Origin of the sequence: Nocardia vulneris, assembly GCF_001613425.1 — a bacterium.
GTDB classification, from domain to species: Bacteria; Actinomycetota; Actinomycetes; order Mycobacteriales; family Mycobacteriaceae; genus Nocardia; species Nocardia vulneris.
Genome location: NZ_BDCI01000017.1, coordinates 168,984 through 182,522, shown reverse-complemented (window position 1 = coordinate 182,522; position 13,539 = coordinate 168,984). Strand labels below are relative to the sequence as shown.

Sequence of the window (13,539 nt, the reverse complement as noted above, 5' to 3'; positions counted from 1 at the left end):
CCAGCGGCTTTCAATCGGTCCGAGTCGATTCCGATCAGGCGAGTGCGGCGATTCCGCGCAGCACGAGGTCGATGCCGGTGCTGAATTGTTCCCGATCGTCGTGGTCGCGGGCCTGCTCGGCGATGGCGCGGGTGAACGGGTACTCGTCGGGATCGAGCGCTGCCCACGCCGTGGCCACGGCGTCGAGGAACTGGGCGCGGTCCGTGGCGGGCCCGAGGGTGCGGGCGCTGGCGGAGTTCTGGCCGAGCGCGCCGAGGATGTAGTGCACGAGCACCGAAGTCGCAGTGAACCAACTGCTTTCGGGTGTGCCGAGGGCGCGCACCGGGCGGCCGATGCGTTCGAAGAGGCGGGGCGTCACCGGTCCCATCGGGGCGCGGGACAGGTGGAGCGCGAGTTGGGTTGCCAGCCAGGGGTGTTCGTCGATCGCATCGAAAAGGCCGAGGGCCACGGCCCGGATCTCGTCCTGCGGTGTGCTCGCGGGGCCGCTCGGCTCGACGGCGAGGGCGGCGGCGACCACGGCCTCGGTGGCGGCGGCGAGCAGTTCGTCCTTGTTCGCGACGTGCCAGTAGATCGCGCCCGCGCCGGTGGCGAGGCGCTCGGCCAGGGCCCGGAAGGTCAGGCCGCTCTCGCCGGTGGCGTCGAGCAGCGCCACAGCCGTCTCGACGATCCGCTGCTTCGACAGTGCGTCCGTGCGTCGCTCGGCCCGCTGCTTCTTGGTCGCCACCAGCCCATCTTGACACGTCTGGAACGTTGTTCCAACATGGTCGTGTGGAACGGCGTTCCATAAAGCTCAGGAAAGGAATCATCATGACGACACCGGTCACGATCATCGGCGCGGGTCTGGGCGGCCTCACGCTGGCCCGCGTGCTGCACGTACACGGCATACCCGCCACGGTCTACGAGGCAGAGGCCTCGCCGACGGCACGCGCGCAAGGCGGGATGCTCGACATTCACGACTACAACGGGCAGATCGCGCTCGCGGCGGCCGGATTGCTGGACGAGTTCCGCGGTCTCGTGCTCGACGGCAGGCAGGCGATGCGAGTCCTCGACCCGAACGGGACCGTGCTGTTCGAGAAGCTCGACGACGGCTCGGGCGGACGTCCCGAAATCCAGCGCAGCGACCTGCGGCAGCTGTTGCTCGACTCGCTACCGCCCGGCACCGTGCGCTGGGCGCACAAGGTCACCGGCGTGCAAGCCGTCGGTTCGGGCGACTACGAGGTGAGCTTCGCGGCGGGTGACCCGATCCGCACGCGCCTGCTGGTCGGCGCGGACGGGGCGTGGTCGAAGGTCCGGTCGCTGGTGTCCGCGGCGGTGCCGGAATATGCCGGCGAGGCGTTCGTCGAGACGTACCTGTTCGAGGCGGACACCCGGCACCCGGCGGCGGCGCGGGCGGTCGGCGGCGGATCGCTGATCGCGCCGGGCCCGGAGCGGGAGATCCACGCACACCGGGAACGGGGCGACACGTTGCACACCTATGTGGTGCTGCGGGAGTCGCTGGAATGGTTCGCCGACATCGATTTCGCCGACGCCCCCGCGGCGATCGCCCGCGTCGCGCGCGAATTCGAAGGGTGGGCGCCGGAACTCACCGCGCTGATCACCGAGGCCGACAGCGCGCCCGTGTTCCGGCCGCACTACATGCTGCCCGAGAAGTTCCGCTGGGAACGGATGCCGGGAGTGACGCTGCTCGGTGACGCGGCGCATCTCGTGGCCCCCAATGGTGAAGGCGCGAATCTGGCGATGCTCGACGGCGCGGAGCTCGGCAATGCCCTGGCCGCACACCTCGGCGACGTCGAGGCCGCGTTCGCCGAGTATGAGCAGGCCATGTTCGCCCGCAGCACCGCGATCGCGGCCGAGGCCGTCGAATTCTTCGGCGGCATGGTCGGCGACAATCCGGCCGAGGCACTGCGCGATATGTTCCTCGAACAGGGATGACGGTTGACGGTCGACGCTATTCGGTGAACACTGATCGCACTGTGATTTCTGATTGCTATCAGTGGAAGGGGTGCCGGTCGTGCCGCAGCCGTTCGAGCAGGCCATCCGCGCGATTCTCAGCGAGTGGGAGTCCGACCTCGGTGCCGACCGGGTCGCCTACACCAACCACGTGTTGCGGGTGCTGTCGTTCTGCGACGGGTTGGCCGGCACCGCGGGGGCTGCGGCACCCAGCGCGCAGCCGCACTTCCAAGTCGCGGCCGCATTCCACGACCTGGGGGTGTGGACCCATCACACGTTCGACTACCTGCCGCCCTCGATCGAACTCGCCGCGCGCTGGCTGACCGACCATGGGCAGGACGCGTCGATCCCCTTGGTCGCCACCATGATCGACGAGCACCACAAGATCCGTCGCGCCCCCGGACATCCGGATGTGGAGGTGTTCCGCCGGGCGGACCTGGTCGACGTCTCGGCCGGGCTGCGCCGCTTCGGCCTGCCGCGCGCGGAGTACCGGACCATCGCCCGGCGCTTCCCCGACGCCGGGTTCCGCCGCAGGCTGGCCCAATTGGGCGTCCAGCGGATCCGCAGTCACCCGCTGTCGCCGCTGCCGATGCTCAAGTGGTAGCCGGTACGTCCAGCGGTATCGGTCGGATGGGCACCTGCGGATCGGCGGCGCGCGCGGCGCGTGCCGTGACGAGGACATAGGTGGCGGTTGCTATCAGGATGAGCGGGTAGCAACCGGAATAGAGCGGGACCAGGGCGTGGATCCACCATTCAGGGGCGTCGCGAGGGAGCATGAAGAATCCGATGCCGATGGGGTGCGGCGCTTCCAATTGGGCTGGGCCGCCCCAATAGTTCCACCACCAGCAGAAGCTGGGTATCAGCACCGCGACGGCCGGCAAGAAACGCCATTTCGTGTGCGCGGTGCGGGCGTGGTGCAAGGTCAGGACGAACAGCGGCACCAACCAGACCCAATGGTGTCCCCAGGAGAAAGGGGAAACGCAGGCCGAGGTCATTCCGGTCAGGGTGATCGCCAGGAGTTCGTGGCGCCGGCGGAAAGCGGCAACTGCCGCCGCCATTCCCAGGGCGGCCACCGGAACGGTCACCGCGAGCCACATCCACAGCGGCGGCTGATAGACCGTCGTGGTGCCCAGCGGCGACGAAAAACGTTGCACATCATAAAATCTCAGCATTTGCGCGAGAAAACCGTTGACGGATTGATTGGCCGGGGAATCGACCAGCCCGACGCGACCCGACCGGGTGAACTGCTGCCCCCAGTAACTCCACGAATCGGCCGGCCGCACGAGGAAGCCGATCGCGACGGTCGCGAGCAGGGTCGCGGCGGTGATCCGCCAGGTGCGCCACTGCCGGGTGCCCGCGAGGTAGACCAGGAAGAAGGCCGGGGTCAGCTTGATTCCGGCGGCGATGCCCACGCCGATGCCGCGCGCCGCCGAACGCGTTCGCGTGAGGTCCCAGAGGACCAGCAACACCAGGAAGACGTTGATCTGGCCGAGCCAGATGGTGGTTCGCACCGGCTCGAACGAGGTGCAGACCACCGCGAGCAGTACCGCGAAAATCCAGGTACGCCGGGTGTTCGGATAACCGAGGGTGCGCAGACAGCAGCGGACGATCCCGACCAGGGCCGCGAATATCGCGATCCACCAGAGAATTTCGGTCACGCCGAAACTCAAGAGCGTGAGCGGCACGAACGCGAGCGCGGCGAACGGGGTGTAGGTGAACTCCATTTCGAAGAACACCGGTCCGGCGTAGAGCCCGCTGCCGTGCAACAGGGCGTCACCGCCCGCTCGGTATACCCACAGGTCGACGTTGTTGCCGAAAAGTCCGTAATATCCGTTACCGATCGGCAGCGCGAATACATGCCAGACCAGAACGACAACGGCGGCAATCGCGCAGAGCGCCAGCGTCACGGTGCCGACGCCATTGTCCGCGCGGGAGACCTTCTCCTCGACGGCCAACGGTCTAGCGACGCGGAGTGCGGCGGAACGGATGCGCTATCGCGGGGAACTGACCTGCCTGCAACAATTCGAGCTCCTATTCCTACGGTGACACACGCTGGGGTATTCGTAGTAGAGCCCCGATACTTTAACCGCATCTTTCTCGAGCCGGCTGGACCGGTACTCGAGCAGCGCTCGGCCGTAGCGCGCCACACACCGAAAACAGCCCCCTCCGACGAGGTCGGAGGGGGCTGCTCGGCCGGCTACCCAGTCGCCGGCAGCGTGGGTCAGCGGGCGGACGCCGACCCTTCGCTCAGCGGTGTCAAGTCGGTGACCAATTGCTCGGTCAGCGGCGCGGGCACCGTGTGTCGTGCGGCGATACGCAGCAGTGCGCCGCCGATGGCGTCGAGTTCCAGTGCCCGCCCGGCCTCGGCGTCGCGCTGCATCGACGACTTGGCCTCCGGCGGGAAAGTGTCGTAGAACCGCAGGGCCGCTTCGACGTCGGCGGGCACGCCCGCCGACCGGCTCACCGCGGCGATCTCGGTGACGACATCGACCAGTTCGCCGCGATGCACGGTCCGCAGCTCGCCGACCGGACACCGGTGCCGCGTACTCAGCAGGGCGAACGGCGCGAGGAAGAACAACTTGCCCCAGAGCATCGCGGCCTCTTCCGGGCGGACCGTGGCCTTGACCCCGGCCTCGGCGAGCATGGCGGCGAGTGCGGCGAGGCGTTCGGACGGCGTTGCGGCACTTGCCAGATCGATCTCCACGAACGGGCTGCCGTGCTCGATGACACCGGGGGCCACCCGGGTCGAGGCCACTCGGATCACTCCGGGCACCACGAGTTCCGGCCGGTACCGCGCACGCAGGGCGGCCGGGTGTTCGATGCCGTTGAGCAGCGGCAGCACCAGGCCGTCGCCGAGCAGTGCGGGGGCGACCCGCTCGACGGCGTCGCCGAGCACATTCTGTTTCACCGTCACCAGGCACAGATCGACGGGTTCGCGCAGCTCGGTATCCGCCTCGGCTTTTACGGTGAAGTCGCCGAAGAGCTTGCTGCGCACCTGGATTCCGTGTTCGCGCACGGCGTCGGTGGTCGCCTCGCCGCCGAGGAAGAGCACGCGGTGACCGGCTCGCGCCAGCAGCGCGCCCACCAGCCCGCCGACACCGCCGGGGCCGAGTACCGCCACCCGCCATGGCGACATTGTGTTCATGGTGCCTGGCTGCACGGCGTTCATGGTGCCTGGCTGCACTGCGTTCATGGGATCCTTTCGTCGGTCGCGGAGAACCAGATGTCCTCGGCCGCCACGTCGGTGACCCGGTATTTCCCGAGGGCGCTGATCAGCAGCCGCAGTTCCAACTCGAACGCGGACAGCAGGTTCGTCAGTCCATGATCGGCGTTCTCGTCGGCGGCCACCAGGGCGGCCCGCCCCAGGCCGACGGCGGAGGCGCCGAGCGCCAGGCATTTGACGACTCGGGTTCCCTCCCAGCACCTTCCGGAGACCAGCAGGCTGCGGCCCTGCCGGTCGCGCCCCGCGACCCGGTGCAGGCATTCGGCCAAGGGCAGGCCGACATGGTCGAGGAAGCCGTGCGGCGCCCAGCCGGTGCCTGCTTCCGCGCCGTCGACCGTCACGGCGTCGGCGCCCGCCGCCCACGCGACCTCCGCCGCCTCACCCACGTCCCGGGCCGGCGGCAGCTTCACCCAGACGCGGCAGCGCGGATAGTTGTTGCGCATCAACCGGATCTGCTGCCGCAGTATCTCCGGCGTGAACGTGCCCGGGGTGGCACAGCGCAGCATCGGGGCGTCGGCGGTGTCGTAGATGTCCACGATGTCGTACTGGGCCGAAAGATCGGCGGCACGTGCTCTGGGGACGAGGGTCATGCCGCCGACGCCCGGTTTCGCGCCCTGCCCTACCTTCAATTCGAACGCCAAACGCCCACTGGCCAGCAATGGTTCGCTCGACGGGTCGCTGTACACCAGGTTCCACACTTCGGCGTCGGCGTCCTCGGTGCTCTGCTGCACGATCACGCCGCCGGCGTCGTCGGCCGCGCGTTTGGTGTATTCGGTCAGCCTGCGCAGCAGCGAGCTCGGCGCTTCCGCCACCATCCGTCCGTAACCCGATACGGGAACGATGTTTTCGCCGATCACCATCGGCACCCCGGCCGCACCGGCCTGCGCGGCCACCGCCACGCCCAGATCGCCGTCGGCCACCGCGGTCGAACCGAAGGCCGATACATACACCGGCAACGCCGAGCGCAGGCCGCCGATGGTGGTGCTCAGGTCGACGTCACCGGCCAGCGGCTCGCGGCCGAGGTCGAACAGTTTCTCCTCGCGCAGCGGCACGAAGACCGGCGGCACCAGCCGGGCCCGATCGATCGCATCGATGCTGCCCGCGTGCGGCGCCTCCGCTCGGCCTTGCCCGAACAGCCGGGAGCCGTAGTGCGCGTTGTCGGGAAACACCGCGCCCGCCGCCGCCCGCGCCCGCGCCCGCACCTCGTGTTCAGGAAAACCGGGCGCCGACAGCACGCTCATGGCCGGGGCTCCCCGGGCACCTTCGGGTAGGCGGTGGCTTGCCAGACCGCGTCCAGCCCGGCCAGGAAGCGAGTGAACCGCTCCACGCCGAGCCCGAAACCCGCACTGGGCGAAAGGCCTTCGCGGGCAAGGGTGAGGTACCACTCGTATTTGGCCGGATTCTCACCGGTTTCGCGCATCCGGGTGAGCAGCGTGCGGTAGTCGGACTCGCGCTCGCTACCGCTCATCATCTCGCCGAATCCACCCGGGAAGATCAGGTCGAAATTGCGCAGCATGCCGGGCTCGTCGGGGTTCTCGCTGTCGTAGAAGCCGCGCGAGCCCTTCGGGTAGTCGGTGATGAAGAACGGTCGGGGGGCCGCCGCGGAGATGATTTCCTCACCTGCCCAATCGATTTCGGTGTGCTCGCGCTGGTCGTAGCCGAGCTCGCGCAGTTGCTGCACCGCGGCGGTGTGGCGCGTGCGACCGTAGGGTGCCGCGATCACCTGCTTCAACTGTTCGAGATCGCGGCCGAGCACCTCCAGCTCGGTCTGGGCGTTGCTCAGGACGTATTCCACCGCGTACTTCGTCACGCGTTCGGCCACATCCATGGCGTCCTCGCGGGATCCGTTCGCGATCTCCACGTCGAGCTGGTGGAACTCCGCGAGGTGGCGGTGGGTCACCGCGGTCTCCAGTGGTTCCAGGCGTACGTTCGGCGCCACGTGGAAGATCTTCTCGAAGGCGAGCAATGACGACTGCTTGTAGAGGATGCCACTGGTCATCAGCTTGTAGCGATGACCGTAGTAGTCGATGTCGACCTGTTTCGCGCCGCGGGCGCCCGGATCGGTCACCGGACCGATGATGGGTGGCAGCAGTTCGGTGAAGCCCTCTGCGGTCAGGAATTCCCGCGCGGCCGCCAGGAATCGAGCCTGCACCGTCAATGCGGCGATGGTTCGTTTCGAGGTGAGATGCGCGCGCGGCAGTGGTAGAGCCGATCTCGCTGGTTCCGTCGTTTCAGGCAAAGTTCGATCCGTTCGATAGTCCGTGCGGGTGTAGCGGAATTATCGGAAAGCGTGCTCGAGCCCCAGCGTCGAGCCGCCGATCCGCGATTGCGCCTTTATTTACGCCCGTGCCCTCGTAGGCAATCGTCCCGCTCTGGGATAACGTTTATCCGAATACCCGGTAACTGGCGGGAAACTATTGCGTGGAAGCTTTCATAGAACCCCCCGTTCCCCGTGGACTGGCTACATATGCACTGGTCACTGGCCCATTCTCCCCCTGGGGGATCGTCCTGTCCACCCCCCGTCCGGGGGGTCTGACGCGCAAGATCTTTTTCACTCGAATTGCAGAATCCGAGGTGGCGGGGGTTTCTCGCTTCCCTTTGACAGCCGGTGTGGGCCGAGGTAACTTGGCTTTAACAGGGCCGGGGAGTTGGAATGGGGTGCGACTTCCCTTCGGGAGCATCTGGGGGGTGCAGCTCCGGGTGTGTGAATTCTGAGAGGGTGGACTTGGATCAGTCGTTGTCTGAATTGATGCTGAGCACCTTCTCCAGCCTCCGCTGCGATACCGGAAGTGAATCCCGATAAAAATGAACTACGACCGTACAACCTTTGCTCCGCTGTCTCATACACATGAGGCCGACCGCGGCGAGTTGAGGTTCCACTGGTGTGCGCCGCTGGACAGCGGGCAGCAAAAGGCCACCGAGAAGTATCGAGTCGGCGAACTCGACTTCGACGGGATGGTCTCCTTCGTGCAGGAGGCCGACGCGCTCGGCGTCGACTCCCTGCTGATGGGCATCGCCGACTACATGCCCGATCCGCTGCCGATGATCGGCGCGCTGGTCCGGGAGACCGAGAACGTCACCTTCATCCTCGCCTACCGGCCCGGCCTGCTGTCGCCGACGCTGTTCACCCAGGTGGTGAACACGATCTCGTGGATGTCGAACGGGCGGATCTCGCTGAACCTGGTCGCCGGCATCTCCCCGGCCGAGCAGGCGGGCTACGGCGACTTCGTCGCGCACGACGGGCGGTACGCCCGCACCCAGGAGTTCCTGGAGATCTGCCACCGGTTCTGGCGTGGCGAGAAGCCGCTGACCTACGAGGGCGACCACTACGTCATCAAAGAGGCGGCGCTCGGCCTCGGCTACAAGGACGGCGGCCGGCCCGAGATCTATCTGAGCGGCGCGTCGGGGGTCGCGCAGGAGACGGCCGCCATGTTCGGCGACTGCTGGTTGCGCTACGGCGATACCCCGGAGGGGATGGGCGCCGCGGCAAGGCCGGTGCTGGACAAAGGTATTCGGGTCGGCACCCGGATGCACGTGCTGGCCAGAGAGACCCGGGAGCAGGCGCTCACCGATCTCGCCGCCATGCAGGAGAACCCGGACGAGGCGCACAAGGCGTGGGTTGCCGAGGTCGTCGCGGCCTCGGACTCCGAGGCCGTCAAGACCTCCTTCCGGCTCGCCGAACAAGCCGACGGCGACTGGCTCTCGCCGATGATCTACTCCGGGTTCGTGCCGTATCGCGGCGGCCCCGCGCTGTGTGTGGTCGGCAGCTATCAGGAGGTCGCCGACTACCTCTACCAGTACAAGGCGCACGGGGTCAGCGAGTTCATCTTCTCCGGCTGGCCGACCAGGGACGAGATGCGGATCTTCTACACCCACGTGCTGCCCCTGATCCGGGAACACGAGAGACGGTTGGCATGACGCCGCGAGCGGTGCCGCGGCACAGCGCGCTGTTCGCCACCGGCGTTCTGCTCGGGCTGGTCGCCGAACAAGTGGTGCTGTTCGCGGTGCCGCTGTTGATCTTTCACGACACCAAGCAGGTGTCCACCCTCGGCTTCGCGTTCGCGCTGGAATGGGCGCCCGCCCTGATCGCCTACCCGTTCGCCGGTCTGCTCGCCGACCGCGACGGCGGGGCCAGGCTGTTCACCCGGGTCGCGGTGCTGCGGGCGCTGATCCTGCTGACCGTCGTGTTCGTCTGCGTCGTCCAGCCCGACTGGATGGTGCCCGCGCTGATGGCGGGCGGTGCGTTCCTGTCGCTGTGTGTGGCGCCGATCCGGATGTCGATCGAGCGGATGGTGCCCCAGCTGGCCAAGGACTCCCAGATCGCCACGGTGCAGTCGCTGGTGCAGAACATGGAGTTGCTCGCGATGGCGCTCGGGCCCGCGCTGGCGATCGTGGCCGCGGCATTCCTGGGCAAGCTGTGGCTGCTGCTCGTCGCGTCCGCCGCCTTCGGCATCAGCGCGCTGACCTGGCTGCCGCTGCCCCGCCCGCAGACCCGGCAGCGGGTGGAGTGGGCGGCCCGAAAAGTGCTGGCGGAGTTGGCCATCGGGTGGCAGCTCATGGTGCGCATCCGTCCGGTCCTGCTGCTCGGCATCCTCAACTTCACCATCAATCTGGTGGTGGGGGTGTTGATCGTGTCGAACGCGGCCCTGGTCACCGACGTCTTCAAAGCGCCCGACTCCGCGTACGGTCTGCTGAACGCGGCGGTCGGCGTCACCGGGCTGCTGAACCTGCTGCTGATGCCCGCGCTGCTGCGCCGTGTCGGCGTGGAACCCATTGGCGCCACCGGGTTCTGGCTGATGTGCGTCGCGTTCCTGATCGCGGCGCTGGCCCCGTCCTACTGGATCTACGCGCCCGCCTTCGTCGCGATGCTCGTCGGCGACGCGCTCTACAACATCTACAACCGCACCCAGCGGGTGAAGGTGATCCCCGGCCAACATCTCGGCAAGGTGATGGGGCCGTTCTATTTGCTCAACCTTTTGTCCTATCCGATCGCGGGTCTGCTGATCGGTGGCCTGGGCGCCACCATCGGCCCCCAACGACTTGCGCTGTGGCTGGGCTGCCTGCTCTGCCTGTTCGGCGCGGTATTCCTGCCGTTGACGATGGCCAGTTTCCGTAAAGCACTCCTGGCCCGCGAGAACGCTAACGTCGAGGTCGTGACATGAACGCCACTTTCCGGTGCGTGCTGAGCACCGTCGAATCCGATTCCCATCTCTGGAATCTGGTCTATCTGCAGAAGTTGCTCGAGGAGCACGGCGCCGAGGTGCGCAACCTCGGGACATGCACGCCGGTACAGAGCGTGGCCGAGGCCATCCGCGCGGATCGCCCCGATCTGCTGGTCGTGTCGAGCGTCAACGGGCACGGGTTCCACGGTGCCCAGGTGCTGCTGTCCGCACTGCGCGAGCGCGGACTCGAGGTGCCGTGCGCCATCGGCGGCAAGCTGACCACCGCGGTGTCCGACGACGACCGGGTGCGGCGCGCACTGCTCGAGCTGGGCTACACCGATGTGTTCCTCGGTGACGACGCCATCGATCGCTTCCGCGGTTTCCTGCGTTTCGGTATGGCCCAAGGGTTTTCGGCCTGGCGCGCGGATCGCGCCGTGATCACGCCGTGGGACAGCGAGAACGCGGAATCGCGAGAGGTCTTCTGATGCATATCGTCATCGTCAACCGGTGGCCACGGTTCTTCGACGGGATTCGCTGGGACAACGAACTCACCCGCTACGAGGAGTTCATCGACCACGACGCGAACCGGGTGAGCTACGTCGTGGATGGTCCCGGTGCCGATGGCGTGCTGATCGATCCGGGCAAGATCGCGTGGCAGGTACGGGTCGCCGACGTCAACGACGTGGCGGCGCTCGGTGCGGCCGTGCGGGAGATCATCGAGCGGGTCGGCCCGGTGGACGAGCTGATCGCGCTGTCGGAATTCACGCTGGAGATCGCGGCCGAAGTCCGTGCGCAACTGGATATTCCGGGGCCGTCGCTGGACGAGGTCGCGGTCTACCGGGACAAGGTCCGGATGAAGCAGGTGCTGGAGAAGGCGGGAATCCCGGTGCCGCGCTTCGCTTCCTGTGTGAGCGCCGAGCAGGTGCGCGCGTTCGCGGCCGACCGCGGCTTTCCGCTGATCCTCAAGCCGCTGGCCGCCGCCGCCAGCATCGGCGTGCGCCGGGTGGACGACGACGCGGAACTCGATGCGGCACTAGATGTTCTGGACCTGTCCGGCTACGAGGTCGAGGAGTTCGTCGCGGGCGAGATCTACCATATCGACGGTTTCGTCGACGACCACGCCCACGTCGTGTTCCAGGCCGTCTCCCGGTATATCAACGACTGCTTGTCCTTTGCCCAGGGCGAGCCGCTGGGCTCGGTCCTGCTGCGGTCCTCGCCGCGACGGACCATGCTCGAGGACTTCTGCCAGCAGGTGGTGTCCGCACTCGATCTGCGCCGCTTGCCTTTTCACCTCGAGGTGTTCATCACCCCGGCGGGTGATCCGGTGTTCCTCGAGATCGGCGGACGGGTGGGCGGCGCCGAGGTCCCGCACCTGCTGTACCGGGTGTTCGGGGTGAACCTGTACGAGATGTTCCTGCGGACGCTGGCCGGTGACCCGGTCCCGCAGGTTCCCGACTATGCCGACGCCTCCGGGGGTTGGTTGATCATGCCCAAATCCGAGGAGCACGCCGAGCGGGTGGTGCGCGCGTCCTCGATGCGGGAGCAGGTGCCGGCGCTCTGGCGGGAGCTGTTGCCCGCGCCGGGCCAGGTGCTGGCGCCCGGCGGCGCCTACGACGCATTGCATCGTGGGCGATTCATCTTGCTGCACGAGGACGAGCACGTCGTCGAGGCGGGCATCCGGAAGATCATCGAGAACTTCGACTTCGAGGCGGAATCGCTGTGAACAGTGCACATGGTATCGACGATCGGACGCGCTACGAGCAGCTGATCGGATTCCTCACCGAGGAGGAGAAACTCGGCGTCGCGGCGGTCGGCGACAAGCTGGTCGAGGCCGCGGGCGGGGTGGACCGCCTCGACGGCTACAAGGTCATGGTCGCCTACGGCGGCGGCAAGGACAGCACCTACGTCGTCGCGTTCGTGCGGGCCGTGCAGCTGCATCTGCAACTCGCGCACGGCAGTACGTTCCTGATGCGGGTGGCGAACATGCGCCATGCCGGCGTGGTCGGCGCGGTCATGGAGAACATCGATCGGGTGTACTCGGCGCTGGGTCTGCTGACCGACGAGCGCGCCGAACTGCTCACCATCGACCACACCGAGATCCGCCGCTTCCGGGTGGATCTGCCGCTGCCGGACCAGCTGGTGGCGATCAACCGGCTAGACGTGCTGATGAACGGGCACCGCTCGGCGGGCGACGGCCGCCCCACCTTCTGCAACAGTTGCAACCTGGCGGTTGCCGACTTCTACGGTCGCGCGGCCTGGTGGCAGGGCGGGGTCGACGCGATCATGACCGGCGACTCGCGCCGGGAACAGGCGTTGTACGCGGCGTGGATTCTGCGGCTGGCCAAGGGAATCGGCATCGACGTACAGCGCAAGGGCATGACCTTCCAGGATCTGCTGCAGGCGCTGCGCGGGGTCGGCGACGCCTACTTCCACGAGCTGTTCGGCGCCGCCGAACAAGAACCGGCCGAGCGTGAGGTCGCGGTGGGGGATCGCTCGGTGCAGCCGACCTTCGTCTCCATCTACGACCTGGTGAGCTATCGGGTGCACGACCATTGGGACCTGATCGTCGATTTCCTCGGTTTCCGGTTCGACGACCTGGCTTTCAGCTTCACCGAATCCGATTGCGCCAACCCGACTCTCATGGCGCACATCCGTGGTCTGCGGGTGCAGTACGTGGAGGGCCGCACCTACCAGGCGGGCATCACCGAGTACTTGGAATTCGCCGAGACGATGATGCGCAAGAAAGAGATGCCCGACCAGCTCATCGAGCTGGCCCTCGCCCGCTACGACTCGCCGGAGAAGATCGTGGCACGGCGGGAGGTGGCCGCGGCGTTCGCGGAGAAGGCCTTCGGGCTGGGCGAGGACGCGTTGGTCGCGCTGGTCTTCTCGCCGTTCACGAACGAGGGTGCGCGCCTTACGGAATTCGTCGAACGCTGTCATCCCGAGCGGCGCGGCGACCTGCCCGCGCTGCACGCCGTGCTGCGCGGCGAGTCCGGCGACGACCACGCCGCCGCGTGGCTGACCGAGGTGTCCGGGCTGTCCGTCACCCATCTGCGCACGCTCTATCGCAGTGCCCTGGTCGATTTCGCGGCCGGGGACACCGTGATGGCCAAGGTGCGCGCGGGCGATCCGCACAAGTCCCAGGTGCGCACGGTGGACCCGCGCTCCGGATTGCCGACGCTAGAGCTGATCTCGGGCCGGTGA

12 protein-coding genes are annotated in these 13,539 nt (G+C 67.3%); 7 read left to right on the top strand and 5 right to left on the bottom strand.

Translation table 11 applies throughout. The annotated features are described in order from the left end of the window. Window positions 1-34: 34 nt before the first annotated feature. Window positions 35-724, bottom strand: a complete 690-nt coding sequence (locus NVU01S_RS18575; RefSeq protein ID WP_043666376.1) for a TetR/AcrR family transcriptional regulator — start codon at window positions 722-724, stop codon at window positions 35-37. A gap of 83 nt (window positions 725-807) precedes the next feature. Between NVU01S_RS18575 and NVU01S_RS18570 the strand changes: the two genes are divergently transcribed. Continuing rightward, window positions 808-1,932 carry an FAD-dependent oxidoreductase gene (locus tag NVU01S_RS18570; RefSeq protein WP_043666373.1) on the top strand — a complete coding sequence of 375 codons (1,125 nt, stop codon included), beginning with the start codon at window positions 808-810 and terminating at the stop codon, window positions 1,930-1,932. 79 nt (window positions 1,933-2,011) lie between these two features. Beyond that, entirely contained in the window at window positions 2,012-2,554 is a 543-nt protein-coding gene (locus tag NVU01S_RS18565) for a phosphohydrolase (RefSeq protein ID WP_156161467.1), read from the top strand. Here the strand turns inward: NVU01S_RS18565 and NVU01S_RS18560 are convergent. The 4 genes from NVU01S_RS18560 to NVU01S_RS18545 all read right to left on the bottom strand — a co-directional run bounded on the left by NVU01S_RS18560 (window position 2,544) and on the right by NVU01S_RS18545 (window position 7,412). Beyond that, the gene (locus tag NVU01S_RS18560; protein WP_052280310.1) at window positions 2,544-3,905 is read right to left on the bottom strand and encodes a glycosyltransferase 87 family protein; all 1,362 of its coding nucleotides are present in this window, start codon (window positions 3,903-3,905) and stop codon (window positions 2,544-2,546) included. The genes NVU01S_RS18565 and NVU01S_RS18560 overlap by 11 nt on opposite strands. A gap of 266 nt (window positions 3,906-4,171) precedes the next feature. Next, window positions 4,172-5,143, bottom strand: a complete 972-nt coding sequence (locus tag NVU01S_RS18555) for a ketopantoate reductase family protein (RefSeq protein ID WP_244467148.1) — start codon at window positions 5,141-5,143, stop codon at window positions 4,172-4,174. Continuing rightward, on the bottom strand, window positions 5,140-6,414 hold the full coding sequence (locus NVU01S_RS18550; protein WP_043666370.1) for a glutamate synthase-related protein: 1,275 nt from the start codon (window positions 6,412-6,414) through the stop codon (window positions 5,140-5,142). Before NVU01S_RS18550 ends, NVU01S_RS18555 begins: the two co-directional genes overlap by 4 nt. Next, the gene (locus NVU01S_RS18545; RefSeq protein WP_043666366.1) at window positions 6,411-7,412 is read right to left on the bottom strand and encodes an asparagine synthetase A; all 1,002 of its coding nucleotides are present in this window, start codon (window positions 7,410-7,412) and stop codon (window positions 6,411-6,413) included. Before NVU01S_RS18545 ends, NVU01S_RS18550 begins: the two co-directional genes overlap by 4 nt. A gap of 629 nt (window positions 7,413-8,041) precedes the next feature. Between NVU01S_RS18545 and NVU01S_RS18540 the strand changes: the two genes are divergently transcribed. The 5 genes from NVU01S_RS18540 to NVU01S_RS18520 are packed head-to-tail and all read left to right on the top strand — an operon-like array spanning window position 8,042 to window position 13,539. After that, on the top strand, window positions 8,042-9,091 hold the full coding sequence (locus tag NVU01S_RS18540; protein WP_043666363.1) for an LLM class flavin-dependent oxidoreductase: 1,050 nt from the start codon (window positions 8,042-8,044) through the stop codon (window positions 9,089-9,091). Then, window positions 9,088-10,335, top strand: a complete 1,248-nt coding sequence (locus NVU01S_RS18535; RefSeq protein ID WP_052280309.1) for an MFS transporter — start codon at window positions 9,088-9,090, stop codon at window positions 10,333-10,335. The genes NVU01S_RS18540 and NVU01S_RS18535 overlap by 4 nt, the downstream gene beginning before the upstream one ends. Then, on the top strand, window positions 10,332-10,820 hold the full coding sequence (locus tag NVU01S_RS18530) for a cobalamin B12-binding domain-containing protein (RefSeq protein WP_043666360.1): 489 nt from the start codon (window positions 10,332-10,334) through the stop codon (window positions 10,818-10,820). The genes NVU01S_RS18535 and NVU01S_RS18530 overlap by 4 nt, the downstream gene beginning before the upstream one ends. Then, window positions 10,820-12,058: an ATP-grasp domain-containing protein gene (locus NVU01S_RS18525; RefSeq protein WP_063048142.1), complete on the top strand. Its 1,239-nt coding sequence runs from the start codon at window positions 10,820-10,822 to the stop codon at window positions 12,056-12,058. Before NVU01S_RS18530 ends, NVU01S_RS18525 begins: the two co-directional genes overlap by 1 nt. Beyond that, window positions 12,055-13,539 (top strand): hypothetical protein, encoded by a 1,485-nt coding sequence (locus tag NVU01S_RS18520; RefSeq protein ID WP_052280583.1) that lies wholly within the window; start codon window positions 12,055-12,057, stop codon window positions 13,537-13,539. The genes NVU01S_RS18525 and NVU01S_RS18520 overlap by 4 nt, the downstream gene beginning before the upstream one ends.

Bases quoted from the DNA above. Each gene is read 5' to 3' on its own strand.
- NVU01S_RS18525 (WP_063048142.1), top strand. From the start codon at position 10,820: ATGCATATCGTCATCGTCAACCGGTGGCCACGGTTCTTCGACGGGATT.
- NVU01S_RS18535 (WP_052280309.1), top strand. From the start codon at position 9,088: ATGACGCCGCGAGCGGTGCCGCGGCACAGCGCGCTGTTCGCCACCGGC.
- NVU01S_RS18550 (WP_043666370.1), bottom strand. From the start codon at position 6,414: ATGAGCGTGCTGTCGGCGCCCGGTTTTCCTGAACACGAGGTGCGGGCG.
- NVU01S_RS18570 (WP_043666373.1), top strand. From the start codon at position 808: ATGACGACACCGGTCACGATCATCGGCGCGGGTCTGGGCGGCCTCACG.
- NVU01S_RS18530 (WP_043666360.1), top strand. From the start codon at position 10,332: ATGAACGCCACTTTCCGGTGCGTGCTGAGCACCGTCGAATCCGATTCC.
- NVU01S_RS18555 (WP_244467148.1), bottom strand. From the start codon at position 5,143: ATGAACGCAGTGCAGCCAGGCACCATGAACGCCGTGCAGCCAGGCACC.